The 22,097-nt window shown below is 30.7% G+C and carries 18 protein-coding genes; 11 read left to right on the forward strand and 7 right to left on the reverse strand.

What is annotated here, in order from left to right; genetic code table 11:
* Position 1: 1 nt before the first annotated feature.
* From ACWYN7_RS02395 to ACWYN7_RS02440, 10 genes are all read left to right on the forward strand, one after another.
* Positions 2-1,468: a UDP-N-acetylmuramoyl-L-alanyl-D-glutamate--2,6-diaminopimelate ligase gene (locus ACWYN7_RS02395; RefSeq protein ID WP_462858301.1), complete on the forward strand. Its 1,467-nt coding sequence runs from the start codon at positions 2-4 to the stop codon at positions 1,466-1,468.
* A 2-nt stretch (positions 1,469-1,470) separates the two neighbouring features.
* On the forward strand, positions 1,471-2,697 hold the full coding sequence (gene mraY / locus ACWYN7_RS02400; RefSeq protein WP_462858237.1) for a phospho-N-acetylmuramoyl-pentapeptide-transferase: 1,227 nt from the start codon (positions 1,471-1,473) through the stop codon (positions 2,695-2,697).
* A gap of 96 nt (positions 2,698-2,793) precedes the next feature.
* Complete coding sequence (murD, locus tag ACWYN7_RS02405) at positions 2,794-4,179, forward strand: UDP-N-acetylmuramoyl-L-alanine--D-glutamate ligase (RefSeq protein ID WP_462858238.1); 1,386 nt, start codon at positions 2,794-2,796, stop codon at positions 4,177-4,179.
* A gap of 12 nt (positions 4,180-4,191) precedes the next feature.
* Positions 4,192-5,379 (forward strand): FtsW/RodA/SpoVE family cell cycle protein, encoded by a 1,188-nt coding sequence (locus ACWYN7_RS02410; RefSeq protein ID WP_462858239.1) that lies wholly within the window; start codon positions 4,192-4,194, stop codon positions 5,377-5,379.
* Entirely contained in the window at positions 5,366-6,460 is a 1,095-nt protein-coding gene (murG, locus tag ACWYN7_RS02415) for an undecaprenyldiphospho-muramoylpentapeptide beta-N-acetylglucosaminyltransferase (RefSeq protein WP_462858240.1), read from the forward strand. Before ACWYN7_RS02410 ends, murG begins: the two co-directional genes overlap by 14 nt.
* A 101-nt stretch (positions 6,461-6,561) precedes the next feature.
* Positions 6,562-7,968, forward strand: a complete 1,407-nt coding sequence (gene murC / locus ACWYN7_RS02420; protein WP_462858241.1) for a UDP-N-acetylmuramate--L-alanine ligase — start codon at positions 6,562-6,564, stop codon at positions 7,966-7,968.
* Complete coding sequence (locus ACWYN7_RS02425; RefSeq protein ID WP_462858242.1) at positions 7,958-8,683, forward strand: cell division protein FtsQ/DivIB; 726 nt, start codon at positions 7,958-7,960, stop codon at positions 8,681-8,683. The genes murC and ACWYN7_RS02425 overlap by 11 nt, the downstream gene beginning before the upstream one ends.
* Before the next feature lie 6 nt (positions 8,684-8,689).
* Positions 8,690-10,015 carry a cell division protein FtsA gene (ftsA, locus tag ACWYN7_RS02430; RefSeq protein WP_462858243.1) on the forward strand — a complete coding sequence of 442 codons (1,326 nt, stop codon included), beginning with the start codon at positions 8,690-8,692 and terminating at the stop codon, positions 10,013-10,015.
* A 63-nt stretch (positions 10,016-10,078) separates the two neighbouring features.
* Positions 10,079-11,971, forward strand: coding sequence for a cell division protein FtsZ (gene ftsZ / locus ACWYN7_RS02435; protein WP_462858244.1), 1,893 nt, complete (start codon positions 10,079-10,081; stop codon positions 11,969-11,971).
* 298 nt (positions 11,972-12,269) lie between these two features.
* Positions 12,270-12,488: a hypothetical protein gene (locus tag ACWYN7_RS02440; protein ID WP_462858245.1), complete on the forward strand. Its 219-nt coding sequence runs from the start codon at positions 12,270-12,272 to the stop codon at positions 12,486-12,488.
* Between the two features lie 78 nt (positions 12,489-12,566).
* On the opposite strand, the gene ACWYN7_RS02445 is transcribed toward ACWYN7_RS02440, so the two are convergent.
* Together ACWYN7_RS02445 and ACWYN7_RS02450 are read right to left on the reverse strand one after the other, a co-directional pair.
* Entirely contained in the window at positions 12,567-13,754 is a 1,188-nt protein-coding gene (locus ACWYN7_RS02445) for a pyridoxal phosphate-dependent aminotransferase (protein ID WP_462858246.1), read from the reverse strand.
* Positions 13,755-13,782: 28 nt separating this feature from the next.
* Positions 13,783-14,874, reverse strand: a complete 1,092-nt coding sequence (locus ACWYN7_RS02450) for a fatty acid desaturase family protein (RefSeq protein ID WP_462858247.1) — start codon at positions 14,872-14,874, stop codon at positions 13,783-13,785.
* A gap of 118 nt (positions 14,875-14,992) precedes the next feature.
* Here ACWYN7_RS02450 and rsmG point away from each other — a divergent pair, with 118 nt between their 5' ends.
* On the forward strand, positions 14,993-15,619 hold the full coding sequence (gene rsmG, locus ACWYN7_RS02455) for a 16S rRNA (guanine(527)-N(7))-methyltransferase RsmG (protein ID WP_462858248.1): 627 nt from the start codon (positions 14,993-14,995) through the stop codon (positions 15,617-15,619).
* Positions 15,620-15,621: 2 nt separating this feature from the next.
* Here rsmG and ACWYN7_RS02460 read toward each other — a convergent pair whose 3' ends face one another.
* The 5 genes from ACWYN7_RS02460 to ACWYN7_RS02480 form a co-directional block, all read right to left on the reverse strand.
* Complete coding sequence (locus ACWYN7_RS02460) at positions 15,622-16,479, reverse strand: DUF3667 domain-containing protein (RefSeq protein ID WP_462858249.1); 858 nt, start codon at positions 16,477-16,479, stop codon at positions 15,622-15,624.
* A gap of 24 nt (positions 16,480-16,503) precedes the next feature.
* Positions 16,504-17,805, reverse strand: coding sequence for a T9SS type A sorting domain-containing protein (locus ACWYN7_RS02465; protein WP_462858250.1), 1,302 nt, complete (start codon positions 17,803-17,805; stop codon positions 16,504-16,506).
* A gap of 11 nt (positions 17,806-17,816) precedes the next feature.
* On the reverse strand, positions 17,817-18,734 hold the full coding sequence (locus ACWYN7_RS02470; protein ID WP_462858251.1) for a glutaminase: 918 nt from the start codon (positions 18,732-18,734) through the stop codon (positions 17,817-17,819).
* A 122-nt stretch (positions 18,735-18,856) separates the two neighbouring features.
* Entirely contained in the window at positions 18,857-20,554 is a 1,698-nt protein-coding gene (gene lysS / locus ACWYN7_RS02475; protein ID WP_462858252.1) for a lysine--tRNA ligase, read from the reverse strand.
* 379 nt (positions 20,555-20,933) lie between these two features.
* Positions 20,934-22,034 (reverse strand): DUF4407 domain-containing protein, encoded by a 1,101-nt coding sequence (locus ACWYN7_RS02480; protein ID WP_462858253.1) that lies wholly within the window; start codon positions 22,032-22,034, stop codon positions 20,934-20,936.
* Between the last annotated feature and the right edge of the window lie 63 nt (positions 22,035-22,097).

A 22,097-nucleotide genomic window follows, 5' to 3' on the forward strand; every position in this document is an offset into this window, starting at 1 on the left:
ACTGAAAAATTTACAAGACATATTATATAAGGTTGCTATCAAACAAGTGTTTGGTATTACCAATATTGATGTAAATCAGATTGTTTTCGATTCTAGAAAAATTGAAAAGAATGATGTATTTGTGGCTCAAAAAGGCGTGCAAGTAGATGGTCATTTATATATTGATAAAGCAATTGCTTTAGGTGCTAAAGCTGTAGTTTGCGAAGATTTTCCTTCGGATAAAAAAGAAGGAATCACTTATGTTCAGGTTGATGATGCAAATGTTGCTTTGGCAATTATGGCTTCTAATTTTTATGATAATCCTTCCACAAAATTCCAAGTTGTTGGGGTAACAGGTACAAATGGTAAAACTACAATTGCATCATTATTATATCAACTATTTTACAAAGCAGGTTATAAAGTAGGCTTATTATCAACCGTAAAAATTTTGGTTGATGAAACCGAATTTAAAGCTACTCATACCACTCCAGATTCAATTACAATTAATCAGTATTTAGACAAGATGTTAGACGCTGGTGTTGAGTATTGTTTTATGGAAGTGAGTTCGCACGGAATTCATCAGAAAAGAACAGAAGGTTTAACTTTTGCTGGCGGAATTTTCACAAACTTATCTCACGATCATTTAGATTATCATGCAACTTTTGCTGAGTACAGAAATGTAAAAAAACAGTTTTTTGATGGATTGCCAAAATCGGCTTTTGCATTAACAAATATAGACGATAAAAATGGCAACTTTATGTTGCAAAACACCAAAGCAAAAAAATACAGTTATGCTTTAAAAACATTGGCAGATTACAAAACTAGAATTTTAGAAAAACAACTTTCTGGAACTTTAATTTCTGTGGATGGAACTGAAGTTTGGACCAAATTAATAGGTGTTTTTAATATCTATAATCTTACTGCAATTATTGCAACTGCAGAATTATTAGGTTTAGATAAGTTAGAAATATTAACCATTGTAAGTCAGTTAGAGAGTGTTAGTGGGCGTTTTCAGTACACAGTTTCTGATGATGGAATTACTGCAATTATAGATTATGCTCATACTCCAGATGCATTAAAAAATGTATTAGAAACCATTAACGATATTAGAACCAACAACGAAAATGTAATTACAGTTGTAGGTTGTGGAGGTGATAGAGACAAAACAAAAAGACCAAAAATGGCAAATATTGCATCGCAATTAAGTAACCAAGCCATTTTTACTTCAGATAACCCAAGAACCGAAAATGCACAAACCATTTTAGATGAAATGGAAGTTGGGGTTTCTGCAGAAAATTATAGAAAAACATTAACAGTATTAGATAGAAGACAGGCTATAAAAACGGCTTGTAAAATGTCTAAAACTGGAGACATCATTTTAATTGCTGGAAAAGGACACGAAAATTATCAAGAAATAAATGGAGTTCGTTCTCATTTTGATGATTTAGAAGAAGTTACTAATTGTTTCAATCAACTAAAAAAGAACTAGAAATGCTGTATTATTTATTCGAATATTTAGAAAATCAGTTTAGCATTCCAGGCGCAAGTGTGTTTCAGTTTATCACATTTAGAGCAGCAACAGCATTTATTTTATCTCTGTTAATTTCTTCTATTTATGGAAAAAGAATTATCGATTTTTTAAGAAAACAGCAAATTGGAGAAACTATTAGAGATTTAGGTTTAGAAGGGCAAAAACAAAAATCTGGTACGCCAACAATGGGTGGTGTAATCATAATTTTGGCAACGTTAATTCCGGTTATTTTATTAACAAAGTTAGATAATATTTACATCGTAATTTTAACAATTACCACAGTTTGGATGGGCTTTATTGGTTTTTTAGACGATTATATAAAGGTGTTTAAAAAAGACAAAGAAGGTTTAAAAGGTAAATTTAAAGTTCTTGGGCAAGTTGGTTTAGGGGTTATTGTTGGTTCTATGCTTTATTTTAATGATGGTGTAACTATAAAAGAACAATTGCCAGTAGAACAGCAAGTTATACAAGAAAATGGAAAGAGAAAGGTTTTTGGTGATGCACATAAATCAACCAAAACAACAATTCCTTTCTTTAAAAATAACGAGTTCGATTATGCAAAACCTTTACGTTTTTTAGGTGATGGTTACGAAAAATATGGTTGGATTATTTTCATTTTTATCACTGTTTTTATTGTAACAGGTATTTCTAATGGTGCAAATTTAACAGACGGAATTGATGGTTTAGCAGCAGGTTCATCAGCAATTATTGTCATCACATTAGCTGTGTTTGCCTGGGTTTCTGGTAACATCATTTTTGCAGATTATTTAGATGTAATGTACATACCAAATTCTGGAGAAATGACAGTTTTTATCCTTGCTTTTGCAGGGGCTTTAATTGGGTTTTTATGGTACAATACGTATCCTGCTCAAATTTTTATGGGCGATACTGGTAGTTTAACTATTGGAGGAATTATAGCAGTTATTGCAATTTCGATTCGTAAAGAATTGTTGTTGCCAATTTTAGCAGGAATTTTTGTAGTAGAAAACCTTTCTGTGATAATGCAAGTTTCTTGGTTTAAATACACAAAAAAGAAATTTGGTGAAGGACGAAGGATTTTTAAAATGGCGCCTTTGCATCACCATTATCAAAAGTTAAATTATCACGAAAGTAAAATTGTTGTTCGCTTCTGGATTATCGGAATTCTGTTAGCTGTTTTTACAATTGTAACACTCAAATTAAGATAGAAAAAAGCCCATCTTAATCTTCCCAAAGGGAAGAAACACTCAGATGTAAAATTATTGAAAACAGAAAAAAGAATAATAGATTAAGAATTTAAAATAATGAACAACCAAGATAAACATACGATTCCAGTTTTACCCCCTTTGGGGAAAAGGGGGCTTCTTGTGATTCTTGGAGCAGGAGAAAGTGGAGCTGGAACAGCAATTTTAGGCAAACAAAAAGGATATGATGTTTTTGTCTCAGACAAAGGTTCAATATCAAAAAAATATAAAGAAGTTCTTTTACTTAACGAAATAGATTTTGAGGAAAATCAACATACAGAAAGCAAAATTTTAAATGCTGATGTTGTAATGAAAAGTCCTGGTATTCCTGATAAGGTTGCTCTAATTCAAAAATTGATTAAAAATTCGATTCCAGTAATTTCTGAAATTGAATTTGCAGCACAATTTACAGATGCAAATATTATTGGTATTACAGGTTCTAATGGTAAAACAACCACAACATTATTAACGCATCATATTTTAAAAAATGCAGGATTAAATGTGGGTATTGCAGGTAATATTGGAGACAGTTTTGCAAAACAAGTAGTAGAAAACGATTTTAAAAATTACGTTTTAGAAATCAGTAGTTTTCAGTTAGATGGTATTGTAGATTTCTGTCCACACATTGCAATTATCACCAACATTACACCCGATCATTTAGATCGATATCAATATGATTTTGATAAATATATTGCCTCAAAATTTAGAATCACAAAAAATCAAAAATCAACCGATTATTTAATTTATGATGCAGATGATGAAGCTATCAATAATTGGTTAAAAGTACATAAAACAAGCGCAAAATTGGTTCCTTTTTCGCTTAACAAAGAATTAGAATATGGAGCCTATATCAGAGAAAATACAATAATGATTAATTTAAATAAAGATAAAATACATATGCCGATTTCAACATTATCAGTGAAAGGAAAACACAATACAAAAAATGCGATGGCTTCTGCTTTGGCAGCACAATTGTTAAGTGTAAGAAAAGAGTTTATTAAAGAAAGCTTGGCAGACTTTGAAGGTGCAGAACATCGTTTAGAAAATGTGGGTAAAATTATGGGCGTGGAATATATAAACGACTCTAAAGCGACCAACGTAAATGCAACTTTTTATGCTTTAGAATGCATGGACAAAACAACAGTTTGGATTGTTGGTGGTGTAGATAAAGGAAATGATTATGCAGATCTTTTGCCTTTAGTTAGAGAAAAAGTAAAAGCAATTGTTTGCTTAGGTTTAGATAACGATAAAATTAAAAATACCTTTGGTAACGTTGTAGATTTTATTGTAGAAACTGCAGGTGCAGAAGAAGCTGTAAAAGTTTCTCATAAATTGGCAGATAAAGGAGATGTAGTGTTATTATCGCCAGCTTGTGCTAGTTTCGATTTATTCGAAAGTTACGAGGATAGAGGTCGTAAATTTAAAAATGCAGTAAGAAATTTATAATAAAATAGTAAAGTGAAAACCATTTTTCAACATATAAAAGGAGATAAAACCATTTGGGCCATTGTTGCTATTTTGGCAGTTTTCTCATTTATGCCTGTATATAGTGCAAGCACAAACTTGGTATATGTTGTAGGTTCTGGCTCTACCTTAGGGTATTTAATAAAACATATGGTTTTGTTAATTATGGGCTTTGCAATTATTTACGGAGTTCATAAAATACCTTATAGATATTTTTCTGGTGGCTCAGTATTAATGCTGCCTATTGTAATAATCTTGTTGATTTTTACCTTAATGCAAGGAACCACAATTGGAGGCGCAAATGCCAGTAGATGGATTCGAATTCCGTTTGTGGGTGTTGGTTTTCAAACATCAACTTTGGCAGGTTTGGTGTTAATGGTTTACGTGGCAAGATATTTGGCAAAGAATAAAGAAAAAGAGATAAAATTTAAAGAAAGTGTTTTACAGCTTTGGTTGCCAGTTGCTTTGGTTTTGTTCTTAATTCTACCTGCAAATTTTTCTACAACAGCCATTATTTTTGTAATGATTTTAATGCTAGTATTTATAGGTGGTTATCCTTTAAAATACATAGGAATCATTTTAGGTGCAGGTATTTTAGCACTAGCAGTCTTTATTTTAGTAGCTAAGGCTTTTCCTGATGCAATGCCAAACAGAATACAAACTTGGCAAAGTAGAATAGAAAATTTTTCTGATAAAGAGAGTAAAGAAGCTTATCAAGTAGAAAAAGCAAAAATAGCAATTGCAACAGGTGGTCCAATTGGTAGAGGTCCAGGTAAAAGTGTGCAGAAAAACTTTTTACCACAATCTTCTTCAGATTTTATTTTTGCAATAATTATAGAAGAATATGGTTTGGCTGGCGGACTTGTGGTTATATTTATATACTTCTTATTATTGTTTAGAATTTTTGTAGTAATTAGAAAAACTACTACAATTTTCGGAACTTTATTAGTAGTTGGCGTAGGTTGTCCTATAATTTTTCAGGCAACCATAAATATGGCTGTAGCTACAAATTTATTCCCTGTAACTGGACAAACTTTACCATTAATCAGTAGTGGAGGTACTTCTATTTGGATGACGTGTTTTGCACTCGGAATGATTTTAAGCGTAAGCGCATCAAAAGAAGAAACAGAAGAAGATATTTTAGACGATAACCCTTTAGATATTTTGCATGAAACCATATAACATACTTATTTCTGGAGGAGGAACAGGAGGTCATATCTATCCTGCAATTGCGATAGCCAATGAAATTAAATTGCGCTATCCAGATGCTAATTTTTTGTTTGTGGGTGCAAAAGATAAAATGGAAATGGAAAAAGTGCCGCAAGCTGGTTACAAAATTAGAGGTTTGTGGATTTCTGGCATCCAAAGAAAAATAAGCTTTAGTAATTTAATGTTTCCGATTAAATTTTTAAGTAGTCTTATAAAAGCCTCAAATATTATCAGGCAATTTCAGCCAGACATTGCTATTGGTACAGGAGGTTTTGCAAGCGGACCAACTCTAATTATGGCAAGCAGAAAAGGAATACCAACATTAATACAAGAGCAAAATTCTTTTCCAGGAATTACCAATAAATTATTAAGTAAAAGAGCACATAAAATTTGTGTAGCATACGATAATCTAGAACGCTTTTTTTCTTCGGATAAAATTGTAAAAACGGGTAATCCTGTTCGTCAAGGATTATTAAATATTCACACAAAAAAGGATGAAGGGCAAAGCTTTTTTAAGTTGGATAAAACAAAGAAAACCATTTTGGTTTTAGGCGGAAGTTTAGGGGCAAGAAAAATAAATCAACTTATAGAAGCAAATTTAGAATTTTTTAAAAGTCAAGATGTACAAGTAATTTGGCAATGTGGTAAATTTTATATTTATGATTATAAAAAATACAACGAATTAGCAAATATTCAAGTGCATCAATTTATCAATAGAATGGATTTGGCTTATGCCAGTGCAGATTTTGTAATTTCTAGATCTGGTGCAAGTTCAGTATCAGAATTATGTATTGTTGGTAAACCAGTAATTTTTATTCCTTCTCCAAATGTGGCAGAAGATCATCAAACAAAAAATGCAAAAGCAATAGCAGATAGTCATGGTGCTATCTTATTGCCAGAAAAAGAATTAGATACATTTCCGATTGTTTTTGAAACTTTATTAAAAGATAAAGGTAAGCAAGAGCATTTGTCAGAAAATATAAAAGAAATGGCTTTGCCAAGTGCAACCACAAATATTGTAAACGAAATAGAAAAGTTAATAAGCCCATCTTAATCTTCCCAAAAGGAAGAAACTAGATTGTGGAAAAGAGAAGTTTTACATATTTAAGACACAAGATTAGGAATTAGTAGAAAAATATTTCAGTTAAAAAAAGAATGAATAAAATAGATAAAAATACAAGCAAGATTGGAAAAGTCCTTCCCAAAGGGAAGGATTTAGGATGGGCTTCTTCTATTTTTTTCATAGGAATTGGAGGCATAGGAATGAGTGCAATTGCACGCTATTTTGCTGCCAATGGGAAAGCTGTTGCTGGTTACGATAAAACTCCTAGTCAGATTACAACAGATTTAGAAACGTTGGGTGTAGAAATTCATTTTTTAGATGATGTAAAAAACATTCCAATTACTTTTTTAAATAAAAATAAAACGTTGGTGGTGTATACGCCTGCAATTCCTAAGAATCATAGTCAACTGAATTATTTTTTAAACAATAATTTTAAAGTTTTAAAAAGATCAGAAATTTTAGGAGAAATTACAAAGTCAACTTTTTGTTTAGGAGTAGCAGGTACACATGGTAAAACCACAACTTCTTCTATTTTGGGTCATATTATGGCAGAAGTAAAAGCTACTTCTTTTTTAGGCGGAATTGCAGAAAATTACAATTCGAACTTAATTTTAGGAGAAGATAAAATTTCTGTAGTAGAAGCAGACGAGTTCGATCGATCTTTTTTACAATTAAGTCCCAATATTGCTTGCATAACTTCTATGGATGCAGATCATTTAGATATTTATGGAGCTCCAGAAGCTTTACAAGAATCCTTTTTTGCTTTTTCAGAAAAAGTTTCAGATACATTAATTGTTGCCAAAGGTTTACCAATTGCAGGATTAACATATGCCATTAATGAAGATGCAGATTATAAGGCCTTTAACCTAAAAATTGAAAATGGAAAGTATATTTTTGATGTACAAACACCATCAGAAATAATAAAGAATATTGAGTTTCATTTACCTGGTAATCATAATGTAATGAATGCTCTGGCAGCTTTAGCTATGGCAGATGTATATGGAATCCCTCTAGAAGGCATTAAAAATAGTTTAGCAACATTTAAAGGTGTTAAGCGCAGGTTTTCTTATAAAATTAAAACCTCCGATTTTGTTTTGATTGATGATTATGCACATCATCCAACAGAAATAAAGGCAGTAGAAAGTGCAGTAAGAGAAATGTATCCCAATGAAAAAGTGTTGGTGGTATTTCAGCCGCATTTATTTTCTAGAACAAAAGATTTTATCGATGATTTTGCCAGTGCTTTATCAAAATTTGATGAAATAATGTTGTTAGATATTTATCCTGCAAGAGAATTGCCAATAAAAGGAGTAACTTCTGAGTGGTTATTAAATAAAATCGACAATAACAATAAAAAATTAACATTCAGATCACATTTAGTTAAAGATATTAAAGATGCATCATCAAAAATTGTTATTATGTTAGGTGCAGGAGATATAGGTGTTATGGTAAATGAAGTAGCGTCTCAATTTTTAAAACTCGAAGAAAATGAAATTTAAAAAGGTTTTAAAATACATCGTATTTCTTTTACTTATAGTAAGTTTAGGTTTTTTATACAGTTTTTCAACGTTAAGAAATCAACAAAAAAAAGTATCAGAAATTGTCATAGAATTTGAAGATGGAGACAATAATTTTTTAACACATGCTATGGTTAATAAATTGTTAATACAAAATGATTCGAGTGTGATAAACCAAGCAAAATCTGTGATAAATTTATACGGTTTAGAAAAACAGGTATCTAAGAACCCTTATGTAGAAAAGGCATCTGTGTTTTTAACCATAAAAGGACAACTAAAATCTATCATAAAACAACGAACTCCAATAGCAAGAATTATTGCTGATGGTAGTTCTTATTATGTTGATAAACAAGGTGTAAAAGTGCCTTTGTCAGAGAATTATTCAGCAAGAGTTATCTTGGTTTCTGGAGTAAAAAAAGAGGAAGATGTTAAAGAGATTTTACCTTTAATTTCTAAAATCTTAGACGATGATTTTTTGAAAAAAGAAATAGTAGGAATAGAGAAATCTGACGTTTCTGAATATAAATTTTCTGTAAGAAGTGGTGATTATAAAATTGATTTCGGAAAATTAGAAGAAATTGATGTAAAATTTAAAAAGTTAAAAGCGTTTTATAATAAAACATTTTTGGATAAAACCATACAAGATTATAAAACTATAAATGTAAAATATCACAACCAAGTTGTGTGCACTAAATAAACTAAAATGGAAGACAATAAAATAGCTGTTGGTTTAGATATTGGTACAACCAAAATAGTTGCCATGATTGGTCGTAAAAACGAATATGGAAAAATAGAGGTTGTAGGTATAGGTAAAGCCAAAAGTTTAGGCGTAAAACGTGGTGTTGTAAGTAATATTACACAAACCATACAATCTATACAACAAGCAGTTGATGAAGCAGAAAGCGTTTCTGGCGTTAAAATAGAAGACGTTGTAGTTGGTATTGCAGGTCAGCATATTAGAAGCTTACATCATAGCGATTATATTACAAGAAATAATGCAGATGAGGTAATAGAAGATGTAGATATAGACAATTTGGTAAATCAGGTTCATAAATTGGTTATGTTGCCAGGAGAAGAAATTATTCATGTATTGCCACAAGAATTTAAAGTAGACTCACAAGCAGATATTAAAGAACCAATTGGAATGTATGGTGGTCGTTTAGAAGCAAATTTTCATGTGGTAGTTGGGCAAGTTTCATCTATCAGAAATATTGGAAGATGTGTAAAAAGTGCAGGTTTAGATTTAAGTGAAATTACCTTAGAACCTCTTGCATCAGCATCAGCAGTATTAAGTCAAGAAGAAAAAGAAGCAGGAGTTGCTTTAATAGATATTGGTGGTGGTACAACAGATTTAGCCATTTTTAAAGATGGTATTATTAGACACACAGCTGTAATTCCTTTTGGAGGTAATGTAATTACTGATGATATTAAAGAAGGTTGTTCTATAATAGAAAAACAAGCGGAATTATTAAAAATTAAGTTCGGTTCTGCATGGCCAGGAGAAAATAAAGAAACAGAAATTGTTTCAATTCCTGGATTAAGAGGTAGAGAGCCAAAAGAAATTACGCTTAAAAATCTATCAAAAATTATACATGCAAGAGTGCAAGAAATTATAGAGCATGTGTATTTAGAAATTAAAAATTACGGGCATGAAACTGCAAAAGGAAAATTAATTGCAGGTATTGTGTTAACAGGTGGTGGATCACAATTAAAGCATTTACGTCAGTTGGTAGAATACATTACAGGTATGGATGCAAGAATAGGTTTTCCTAATGAGCATTTGGCTGGCGATTCTGATGAAGCTCTTTCTAGTCCTTCTTACGCAACTGCTGTTGGTTTATTAATGGAAGGTTTAGAAAAAGAAATAAAAGTAGAAGAGGTTGTAGAAGAAATTGTTAACGAACAAACTGAAGAAGAAACAGAAGAAGAAACAACACCAAAAGTAGAAATTAAGGCTAAGCCAAAAAAGAAATCTTTTTTCGAGAAGTTTACAGAAGGATTAAAAGATTTTTTAGACAATGCTGAGTAATATCAGTAAAGAACAATACAAAGAAACAAACAACAATATAAATTTAAAAAGATAAACGTTATTATGAGCGCAGAATTTGATAACATTTTATTTGATATGCCAAAAACACAATCGAACACCATTAAAGTAATTGGTGTTGGAGGTGGAGGTAGCAATGCCGTAAACCACATGTTTAAGCAACACATTAACGGAGTAGATTTTGTAATCTGTAATACAGATGCCCAAGCTCTAGAAAACAGTCCAATACCTAATAAAATTCAATTAGGGGCAAACCTTACTTCTGGTTTAGGGGCAGGTGCAAATCCAGAAATTGGTGCGCAAGCTGCTAAAGAAAGTTTACAAGAAGTACAGCAAATGTTAAATACCCAAACTAAAATGGTATTTATAACTGCTGGTATGGGTGGTGGTACAGGTACAGGAGCTGCACCAATTATTGCAAAGATTGCAAAAGATATGGATATTTTAACGGTTGGTATTGTAACAATGCCATTTGCTTTTGAAGGTAAAAGACGTACAAAACAAGCACAATTAGGAATTGATCAACTGCGCCAAAATGTAGATTCTTTAATTGTTATCAATAATAATAAATTAAGAGAAGTTTATGGAAATCTAGGGTTTAAAGCTGGTTTTTCTAAAGCTGATGAGGTGTTATCTACTGCATCTAAAGGTATTGCAGAAGTTATTACTCATCACTACAAACAAAATATAGATTTACATGATGCAAAAACTGTACTTTCTAATAGTGGTACAGCAATTATGGGTTCTGCAAAAGAAGAAGGAGAGTCAAGAGCTAAAAATGCCATTGTAAAAGCATTAGATTCTCCTTTATTAAATGATAATAAAATTACAGGAGCTAAAAATGTATTGTTGTTAATTGTTTCTGGTACTAATGAAGTTACTTTGGATGAAATTGGAGAAATCAACGATTATATTCAAGATGAAGCAGGTCATGATGCTAACATTATTATGGGGGTAGGTGAAGATGAAGAATTAGGAGATGCTATTTCTGTAACTATTGTTGCCACAGGTTTTGCTGCAGACCAACAAAGTACAATTACAAATACAGAAGTTAAAAAAGTAATTCATACTTTAGAAGATGAACAAAAGGCAACGTATAATTTTGCTGAGAAAACCATTACTAAACAACCAGCCATAGATACGCCTTTAGCAACTAATAAAGTAGAAGAAAAAATTGTACATAAATTAGTAGAAGAAGTAGAAGAAACTAAACCTAAAATGGATTTAGTTAAAACGAATCCTATTATTGCAAGTATGCCAGTAGAATTTGAAGAAGTTACTGCAAATTCTGTTGTGGCTGAAGAAGATTTTATTATAACCAATGTTGTAAAAGAAGAAAAAATAGAAGAAGAACCAAAACACATACAAACTGATTTATTGTTCGATTTACCTTTAAACTCTTACACAGAAGTTAAAAAGGATGAAGAAATTAAGTTTAGCATTACAAACGATGAAAAACCGGTAAATGTAAACGATATAGAAGTTTTTGGGGCAACAGAAATTGTGGCTAGAAAAGAAACACGTTACGTTTTAGAAGATTTTGCTGCAGAACCAACTATAGGTAAAAGTTCAAATATTTCTGCTAAAAAAGTAGCAGAAGAGGAAATTAAATTTGAGCTTAAAACAGCAACTCCACAAAATGAAGTTAATAAAATAGATACTGTAAGTGAAGAAGTTTCGCCTATGGATTTAACCATTAGTGAGCTGCAACAAAGAGCTGAAGAAAGACGTAAGAATATGAAAAAATTCAATTACGATTTTAAAGAAAGCTTAAATAAAAACATAGACGAAATAGAACGTCAGCCAGCTTATAAAAGACAAGGAGTAGATTTAGATAGAAATACAGCTACAAGTAAAACGAAAACTGTATTAAAAAAAGATGCTGATGGTATTGATTTTAAATCAAACAACTCATTTTTGCACGATAATGTAGACTAAATCTAAAATTATTTAGAATGAATTTTTAAAAGCCACATCTGTAGATGTGGCTTTTTTGTATCATTAAAATATCATTACTTCATAATTATCAGTTATAAATACTTATAAATACCATAGTTTTTTTGGATTAAAAAGTTGTTTAACTCAGAAATTTTGATAATTTTTTATCTTTTTTTCTCATTGTCGTAAACCATAAACACTACAAAAACTCGATTTTAGGTCTGATTTCTTGAGGTTTAGCTTGTAACAAAATAAATAATCTATCGTCTTAAGTATGTAATCAAATAAACCAAACCTTATGAAACCAACATACACAAAAACAGACATTTTAGAAAGAGGAATTTTAACATCGGCTTATAAAAGAGAAATTAAACAAAGTATCTCAGCATCTAAAAGAGCAACATTATCGAATTTTAAATCTATGATAGAAAGTCATCAAGACCATGTACAAAGCCAAACCGCTACTATTTTAAGAGTTGCTTTGTTTTTTGGATCGATTATTATGGTTATCTATTAATCATCCTCATTACTAATTAATCAAAAAAAAATCCATCTGTAAAGATGGATTTTTGTTTATATAGTATTTTGTTATTTACTAACTCAATGCTTCTTTAATTCTTTTGATAGCTTCACGAATTTGTAACTCAGAAGCTGCATACGAAATTCTAATACAGTTTGGTGTACCAAAAGCATCACCAGTTACTGTGGCAACATTTGCTTTTTCTAAAATAAACAAAGAAAAATCGCTTGCATTTTCAATTTTTACGCCATCTATGGTTTTGCCAAAAAATGCAGAAACATCAGGAAAAACATAAAACGCACCTTCAGGTACATTTACCTTAAAACCATCTATTTCTCTTAATAATCCAATAATAATATCTCTACGAGTTTTAAACTCATCTACCATATATTGAATCTTAGTAATTGGCGCTAAAACTGCTGTAATTGCTGCTCTTTGTGCAATACAATTTGTACCAGATGTAATTTGCCCTTGCATTTTAGTACAAGCTTTAGCAATCCATTCTGGGGCTCCAATATAGCCAATTCTCCAACCAGTCATTGCAAATGCTTTTGCCAAACCATTTACAGTTATAGTTCTATCGTACATACTTTCTATAGCAGCAAAACTAAAAGGTTTTGTTTCGTAGTTAATGTGCTCGTAAATTTCATCAGACAGAATATAAATCTGTGGATGTTTTTCTAAAACTGCAGCCAATGCTCTGTACTCAGCTTCACTATAAATAGTTCCACTTGGATTGTTTGGCGAGTTAAAGAAAATCATTTTTGTTTTCGGTGTAATTACAGCCTCTAATTGTTCTGGTGTAATCTTAAAATCCGCTTCTATAGAAGAAGGAATTTCGATGTATTTAGCTTCACATAAAGTTGCAATAGCAGAATAACTTACCCAATAAGGTGCAGGCAATAAAACTTCGTCTCCAGGGTTTAACAATACTTGAGCAATGTTGGCAATAGATTGTTTAGCTCCTGTAGAAACTACAATCTGACTTGGTTTATAATCTAAATCGTTATCACGTTTAAATTTTGTGCAAATTGCTTCTTTTAATTCTCCATAACCATCAACTGGTGTGTAAGAATTGTAATTTTCATTAATAGCTTCAATTGCAGCATCTTTAATAAAATCTGGTGTATTAAAGTCAGGTTCACCTAAACTTAAACCAATAATATCTTTTCCTTCTGCTCTAAGCTCTCTAGCTTTAGCAGCCATTGCCAATGTTTGAGAAGATGGCAAGCTGTTAATTCTGTCCGATAATGGATGTGTCATTTTTTAATGTAAATTGTTGAAATTTTGTTTACGCTAATTCAGGTTTTTGACCTAAAACACCTAAGTGTCTAAAATGCTCTATAATGGCTTTTCTCATTGTTTTGTACTCATTATAAGGCAAGTTAAACTCGTCAGCTGTTTCTTTTACAATTTTAGCTAATTTATTATAATGTACGTGAGAGATGTGTGGAAAAATATGATGTTCAACTTGATGATTTAATCCTCCTGTATAAAAGTTTACGAGCCAATTGCTTGGTGCAAAGTTACTTGTAGTGTATAATTGATGGACTGCCCAAGTATGTTCTAAATTACCATTTTTATCTGGTATTGGCATTTCTGTATTTGGTACTATATGTGCCAATTGAAAAACCAAACTTAAAATCATACCAGCAGTATAATGCATTACAAAAAATCCTATTAAAACTTTATACCACGCAACATCTAAAACTAAGATAGGTAAAACTATCCAAAGAGAATAATATGCTAATTTAGATATTACTAATTTGGTCCATTCTGTTTTTGGGTTTGGAAATTTACCATAAGATAATTTACGTTTTAAATACCTGCGCATTTGTTTAATATCTGTGGTAATTGCCCAGTTAATGGTTAATAATCCGTATAAAAAAATAGAATAATATTTTTGAATTTTATGAATTTTCATCCATTTAGAATGTAAAGAAAAACGAATAATTCTACCAGCATCAATATCTTCATCGTGGTCTTTTACGTTGGTAAAAGTATGGTGTAAAACGTTGTGTTGCACTTTCCAGTTATAAACGTTACCAGCTAAAATGTAAATACTGCTACCCATTAATTTATTTACCCATTTTCTTTTAGAAAAAGATTCATGATTTGCATCGTGCATTACATTCATACCTACCCCAGCCATTCCAATTCCTGTAACAACCATTAAAACAGCCATTAACCATTGTGGCATAGCAACTGTTAAAACCAATATAAAGGGTACTAGAAATAAAGAAAACATAACAATTGCTTTCGTATACAATTTCCAGTTTCCTGTTTTTTTAATATTATTTTCTTTAAAATAAGTGTTTACTCTTTTATTTAAAGTTCTAAAGAACTTTGCTTTATCTACTCTCGAGAATGTTATTGTTTTCATATAATGTATAAAGTTAGCAAAAATAACATATTTAAATTTGCTTTAAATGATAAACGTTAGATTTTGTTAAGAATTGTAAGTGGCAAATAACTATTTTTGCATTTCTAACTTTTTGATGATGGAAATTATACACAAATATTTTAAAAACTTAACAGAAAATCAAACAGAACAATTTTCTAAATTACAAGAATTGTACCAAGATTGGAACTTGAAAATAAATGTAGTTTCTAGAAAAGATATTGATGAGTTGTATTTACGCCACGTTTTACATTCTTTAGGGATTGCTAAAGTAATGCAGTTTAAACCTGGAGCAAGAGTAATGGATGTAGGTACAGGTGGTGGTTTTCCAGGTATTCCTTTGGCAATACTGTTTCCAGAAACTCAGTTTCATTTGGTAGATTCTATTGGTAAAAAAATAAAGGTTGTAAATGAAGTAGTGGCTGGTTTGGGTTTAGAAAACGTAAAAACAACACATGGTAGAGTAGAGGAAGTAAAAGATACTTACGATTTTATTGTAAGTAGAGCAGTTGCCCAAATGGAAACTTTTGTAAGATGGAATAAAGGTAAAATTGCTAAAAAGCAAAACCACGATTTAAAAAACGGAATTCTATATTTAAAAGGAGGTGATTTAACTGAAGAATTAAAATTATATACTTCTGCAACCATTTACGATTTACCTAATTATTTTGATGAACCTTTTTTCGAAACCAAAAAAGTGGTGCATTTAGGTATGAAATACAAATAAAATTAAACATCAAAATTTATAAAACCTAAATAAGCAATTAGAATTCCTACAAGAAAAGATAGAATAGCAAACACAATAAATAGAAAGATAAGCCCAATAAAGAATCGTAAAAGTTTTAAAATAATTCTACCAAAAGAAAGCTTATAAATTCTAGTAAAAGCAAACATATAATATACAATTGCACCCAAAATGGTAAATATATAAATTGATGGGTGAATTAGCATAGCCGAGAAAAATGCGATAAGTGTAAAGTAAGTAGTATAACCATATATGTAACTATTCATTACAAGATGCTCTCCATAATTATGAGGTTTCCAAAAAGTCCATTTGCTTAAAACCGCGTATACAAATAAGATAATAAAGGTTAAAAGATTATAGTAGCGCAACATAAACTCCCACATTTTATCCATAAACCTTAACTGAAATTGAGCCGTTTTTTTATCAATTTCTAATTTCTTAATTTCTTTTTCTGATAGTCCTTCTACAAGAGAAATGTCTTTTTCAGCGATTTCTTTTAATTCATTCATTTGTTCTGGATTTACAGATTTTTGCAACAAAATAAAATCATCAGCAAAATAATTAAACACAATAAGAGAAATACCTGCACCAATTGCCAAAAATGCAAACGGATTTATATAGCGTTTTCTTACGCCTTTTAAATACTCGTTAATTACTTTATCAGGTTGAAAAGTCATTCTGTATAAAGTCAAGAAAAAACGACTATCTACTCCAAAATTTAAAATGAAAAATTCTAGAATTAATTTTTTAAATTGAATTCTATCTGTAACTACTTTAGCCCCACAATTTTCACAAAAATGTGCATTTTCTTTTAAGGTATGTTGGCAGTTTTTACAATTCATAAATCCAAAGATAAAAAAGAAATCTTATTCCTTTACAATCTTAAGTAAACTGATTTCTTGCTCATTATTAAATAATTGAAGGAGGTAAAATCCATTATCAATATCAGCAAGATGAATCTCTGATTGATTATAAAAAGTTTTTATTTTTTTACCAGAAATATCATAGACAATTATTTTAGGAAAGCTTTTATTTAAATAACAAATATTTTTTACAGGATTTGGATATATTTTATTATTATTTTGGAAGTTGTATTTAGAGGTTGATAGCACTTTCTGAGCATCAATTTTTTTAATTAAAGTTTTGCCACTTTCTGTAAAATCTCCACCTACATATAAAAATCCGTTTTTATAAAAACCAGTTCTTACAGGGTTGTTGGCATTTAAATTTCCTAAGTTACTCCATTTTGTACCATTCCAAACAGCCACCTGATAATTGAACTGGTTTCTTACTCTTAAAGCTGAGCCAAAAGCGTAAATTTCATTTGAACTCACAAAAATAAAGTCTAAACTTCCATAAAATCCACCAGTATTTAAATCGGTTTGAATATCTCCTAAAATACGCCAATAATTCCCATCCCATAAACCAATAACACCATAATCGATATTCTTATTCCAAGTATTGATATAGATTTCGTTTTCACTAACAACGTGAATTCTATCTAAATCATAAATTTCGTCTAACTCAAAATTTCTTAAAAGAGACCAAGAAGTTCCATCCCAATGTTTTACTTTTTTTTCTCCAGAACTTCTGTAACTATCCCATTTTGAGTAGAGATCATTTTCATTATTTACCCAAAGAGAGTTGTTTCCTGCATAGGTTCCTGCTAAGGGGTCATCTAAACCAATAACATTCCAAGTACTGCCATTAAATTTTGCTACAGATCGCCATCTAAAACCATCTAAATCGTCAAATTCACCTACAGCATAAGCTTCATCTTCACTTACAATTTTAAAATTGTGAATGCTTTTAGGTTGGTTAAAATTTCCAAAATTGCTCCAAGAAATTCCATCCCATTTGGCAATATAATTATACTCAGTTTCATCTTTACCATTTAAATACGTATTGTGAGTGGCATAAATTTCGTTATCAGATTTGTAATAAAATTTACCATTAAAACCGGGGTTAAAATCGCCCACAGAATTCCATTCAGAACCATTCCAATTGTATAATTTATAATATTGTGAAGACACATAAATATTATTGTCATTCACAATTTCAATTTGTTTTACTGGAGATCTTCCAGGCAACGAAACTACAGTTTCCCAATCTTGAGCATATTGAGAATAAAATACACAGCAAAATAAGATTGTAAATATTTTTTTCATCACCAAAAAAATTAAAAAATAGAGGATTCAACTGCAGTTGTAAATTTCTCTAGAAATAACATGCCTTTGTAAGGGTTTCCTTTAATATTTAATTTTGGGCTCCAAACAGTTATGCAAAATTCATCTGGATGTATGGCAACAATACCACCACCAACTCCACTTTTTCCAGGTAAACCAACTCTAAAAGCAAACTCGCCAGATTCATCGTAAAATCCGCAAGTAAGCATTATGGCATTTACCCTTTTTGCCTGACTTTCGGTAAGGACTCTATTTCCTTTTTTGGTGATAAAATGATCATCAGCTAAATAAAGAAAAATTTCTGAGAGCTCTTTACAGGTCATTTCTATTGAGCAGATATGAAAATAGAAGTCTAAAACATCATCCACATTATTTTTAATATTGCCAAAAGATTTAATAAAATTACATAGAGCTACATTTCTAAAACCTGTAATTTTTTCTGATGATGCCACTTTTTCGTTGTAATTGATATTTTTATTATCAGAAATTTCTCTACAAAATTCTAAAAATTCTTTCTTCGGATTTTTTAAATGGCTCAATAATACATCACAAATAACAATAGCGCCTGCATTTATAAAAGGGTTTCTTGGTTTCCCTAAATCTGCTTCTAATTGTAAAAGAGAATTAAACGGATTTCCTGATGGTTCTACATCTACACGTTCCCAAAGTTTTTCGCCTTCTAATTTGTAAGCCAAGGTTAAGGTTAAAATTTTTGAAACACTTTGTATAGAAAATTTAGTGTCAGAATTTCCAATTCCGAAAGAATTTTTATCAATAGTAGTAATATGAATGCCAAAATTATCTGGAGAAATGTTGCCCAATTCTGGAATGTAATTGGCTACTTTACCTGAATCTTCGATATTTTTAACATCAGTATAAATGCCTTCGATTATTTTTTGATAATTATCCATTGGTTAATTTTTGTTTTATCAAAACTATTAGAAAATTATGGAATAAAAAAAGGAATTGCATTGCTACAATTCCTTTAAAATATTTTATAAAATTCTAAAATAAGTTCAGAACAATAATTTTGTTATACAATTTCTACAAACAAACCTTCGTCTGTTTTAGAAACCTTAGCAACTTCTTTTTTTGTTAAACCTTTAATGGTTTTATCCCATTTTTTATTGGATAAACCAGATTGCGTTTTTAAAGTAACCAATTCGATTTTTTCTGCTTTAGTGATAATTTCTAAAACCACTTTTTCTTCATCATTCAATTCTACAGTAGGTGCTTTTTTCTCTGGTCTCATTTGCGGAAAGAACAACACTTCTTGTATGGATTGATTATTGGTTAAAAACATAATTAACCTGTCCATACCAATTCCCATTCCAGATGTTGGAGGCATACCATATTCTAAAGCACGTAAAAAATCGTGATCTATAAATTCTGTAGCTTCATCATCACCTTTAGCAGCCAATTTTAATTGATGCTCAAAACGTTCACGTTGGTCAATTGGGTCATTTAATTCAGAATATGCATTTGCAATTTCTTTACCACAAACCATTAACTCAAAACGCTCTGTTAATTCGGGGTTGTCTCTGTGCTCTTTACAAAGTGGAGACATTTCTTTAGGATAATCTGTAATAAAAGTTGGCTGAATGTAATTTCCTTCGCATTTTTCACCAAAAATTTCATCAATTAATTTTCCTTTACCCATGGTTTCATCAACCTCAATATTCATGCCTTTAGCAGCTTCTCTAATTTCAGCTTCAGTTTTACCAGTAATATCAAAACCTGTAAAATGCTTAATAGAATCTGCCATTGTTACTCTAGCATAAGGCGCTTTAAAATCAATTTCATGCTCGCCAAAAGTTGCTTTAGATGTTCCGTTTACAGCAATAGCACAATGCTCTAATAATTGTTCACAGAAATCCATCATCCAATTGTAATCTTTGTAAGAAACATAGATTTCCATGGCTGTAAATTCTGGATTATGAGTTCTATCCATTCCTTCATTTCTAAAGTTTTTAGAGAATTCATACACTCCATCAAATCCACCAACAATCAAACGTTTTAGATATAATTCGTTAGCAATTCTCATGTATAATGGAATATCTAAAGAATTGTGATGCGTAATAAAAGGTCTTGCTGCTGCACCACCAGGAATTGGTTGTAAAACAGGAGTTTCAACTTCAAAATAACCAGCATTATTAAAAAAAGAACGCATTGCATTAAACAATTTGGTTCTTTTAATAAATACTTCTTTTACATGCGGATTTACCACTAAATCTGCATAACGTTGTCTGTAACGCATTTCTGGGTCGTTAAACGCATCAAAAGTGTTGCCTTCTGCATCAACTTTTGGTAATGGTAAGGGTTTTAAAGCCTTAGAAAGCAATTTAAAATTGTTTACCATTACTGTTTTTTCACCCACTTTTGTGGTAAATAAAGTACCTTCTATACCTATAAAATCACCAATATCTAGTAATTTTTTATATACATCATTGTATAAGGTTTTGTCTTCTCCAGCACAAATTTCATCACGATTAAAATACACTTGTATTCTACCATCACCATCTTGTAACTCAGCAAAAGACGCTTTACCTTGTATTCTTCTAGACATTAGTCTCCCAGCAATAATTACCTGTTTTCCTTCAGAAAAATCCTGTTTTATTTCTTTCGAATTTGAATTGATTGGAAATAAATCTGCTGGATATGGGTTTATGCCCAAATCTCTTAATTTTGCGAGTTTTTCTCTACGTACAACTTCTTGTTCTGATAATTGCATTTGCTGTGTAAATTTCTAATGTTAAATAAGGCTGCAAAGATACAATCTATGAGTAAATAGACAATTGAGAAAATTGTAAAAAAACAGATATTTATTTTCCGATAATTAAAAACAGTGTATATTTGCTTGTTACTTTTTGTTAAAGTAGCATTTAGTTGTGTTGTTTTGTCACTTTTGTAAAAGTGTCGTGGTTTTGTTAACCAATGGAAAGCTTCCCTTACAAGGGACGCTTTTTTTATTTTTACATGTTTTTTTTGTAGCTATTTCCAGCTTTCATTACTCGCTTTTTTTCGTACCTCTAAAAGAGCTCAAACAGGCCATTCAATCTGGGCTAAACTGGTTTGTAAACGAATTGTTTTTTAGAAATTAAAGTCTATCCTTAAAGCATTTTTTGCTGTTTTTTGTAAAAAGAATCTGCTTGTAATTTCATTAACTCTCTTGCCATTTTTTGTTTGTAGTTGTACAATTCTTCATCAGCAGTTATATCTTTATACACTTTATTATCAATAGTAATATCAGCATTTAACATTTGTTCTCTTTGTTGCATTTGTTGAGTTGCCCAAGTTTTAACAGCAGATAATTTTTCTTCGAGTTTAAAATCATATTCACCTTTTGGTGCTAATAATTTTGCAATAATTGGCGATGTTTCAATAGCCAAAAACAGCAAGAAAATAAAAAACGATGTAAAGAACGGCAATTTGCCTAAAGCCTTAATTCTTGCCATTAATCCATCAAAATTAGAAATTATGGGTTGCGATTTTGTTTCAGCCAACTTTTGATTGTTAACTAAAGTAGCAATTGCATTTTCTTTTTCTTCAATTTTAGCTAAATTTTCTTTTTTCAGTTGCTGTAAAGCCAATAAAGAAGCATCGTGTTTTGCTCTTTTTTCTTTGTAAACGGGGCCTTTACCTAATTTTTTTGTTCCAGTTGTACCTTCTGCTTCAGAAATATAAATTTCGTACAAATTATTGGTTTCATTTTCTTTGCTAATAATTTCTTGTTGAAGCACTTGAATTTCTGACTTAATTTGATCAATCTCTGGTGTAAATTGTTGTGCAATTTGAGATTTGTTATCCAAAGTCATTTGGTTTTTTTCCGTTAACAAAACCTGATTGATTTCTTTTTCGAACAATTTTAATTCTAAAGGTTTAGAAATAACAGTGGCAATAATAATTGCCAAAATTATTCTAGGAGTTGCTTGTGCAAATTCTTTCCATTTAGAATCTGTTTTTTTAATAGTAGAGACTATAAATCGATCTAAATTAAAGATTAATAATCCCCAAATTAATCCGAAGAAAATGGCGCTATACAAATTATCAAAAACAGTGTATAAAGCATACGAACCTGCAATAGTTGCCATAATTGCAGTAAAAAATACGGTAGCACCTATGCCAACATATTTATTTTGTTCGCCATTAGAACATTCGTTAATTAAGTTTTTATCAACTCCAGAACAAGTAAGAAAGAAATTTTTAAGCAAGGTTTTTGTATTTAAATGTATAAATACAACGTTTTAAAAGCGAATTTGTTACATAAAAAAGCC

Source organism: Polaribacter sp. M10, assembly GCF_054968445.1.

What these genes read in the sequence shown, in the direction of transcription:
- ACWYN7_RS02440 (WP_462858245.1), top strand. Translation starts at nt 12,270, where the DNA reads ATGAAACCAACATACACAAAAACAGACATTTTAGAAAGAGGAATTTTA.
- ACWYN7_RS02425 (WP_462858242.1), top strand. Translation starts at nt 7,958, where the DNA reads ATGAAATTTAAAAAGGTTTTAAAATACATCGTATTTCTTTTACTTATA.
- murD (WP_462858238.1), top strand. Translation starts at nt 2,794, where the DNA reads ATGAACAACCAAGATAAACATACGATTCCAGTTTTACCCCCTTTGGGG.
- mraY (WP_462858237.1), top strand. Translation starts at nt 1,471, where the DNA reads ATGCTGTATTATTTATTCGAATATTTAGAAAATCAGTTTAGCATTCCA.
- lysS (WP_462858252.1), bottom strand. Translation starts at nt 20,554, where the DNA reads ATGCAATTATCAGAACAAGAAGTTGTACGTAGAGAAAAACTCGCAAAA.
- murG (WP_462858240.1), top strand. Translation starts at nt 5,366, where the DNA reads ATGAAACCATATAACATACTTATTTCTGGAGGAGGAACAGGAGGTCAT.
- ACWYN7_RS02450 (WP_462858247.1), bottom strand. Translation starts at nt 14,874, where the DNA reads ATGAAAACAATAACATTCTCGAGAGTAGATAAAGCAAAGTTCTTTAGA.
- ftsZ (WP_462858244.1), top strand. Translation starts at nt 10,079, where the DNA reads ATGAGCGCAGAATTTGATAACATTTTATTTGATATGCCAAAAACACAA.
- ACWYN7_RS02465 (WP_462858250.1), bottom strand. Translation starts at nt 17,805, where the DNA reads ATGAAAAAAATATTTACAATCTTATTTTGCTGTGTATTTTATTCTCAA.
- ACWYN7_RS02460 (WP_462858249.1), bottom strand. Translation starts at nt 16,479, where the DNA reads ATGAATTGTAAAAACTGCCAACATACCTTAAAAGAAAATGCACATTTT.
- ftsA (WP_462858243.1), top strand. Translation starts at nt 8,690, where the DNA reads ATGGAAGACAATAAAATAGCTGTTGGTTTAGATATTGGTACAACCAAA.
- ACWYN7_RS02470 (WP_462858251.1), bottom strand. Translation starts at nt 18,734, where the DNA reads ATGGATAATTATCAAAAAATAATCGAAGGCATTTATACTGATGTTAAA.
- murC (WP_462858241.1), top strand. Translation starts at nt 6,562, where the DNA reads ATGAATAAAATAGATAAAAATACAAGCAAGATTGGAAAAGTCCTTCCC.
- ACWYN7_RS02445 (WP_462858246.1), bottom strand. Translation starts at nt 13,754, where the DNA reads ATGACACATCCATTATCGGACAGAATTAACAGCTTGCCATCTTCTCAA.
- rsmG (WP_462858248.1), top strand. Translation starts at nt 14,993, where the DNA reads ATGGAAATTATACACAAATATTTTAAAAACTTAACAGAAAATCAAACA.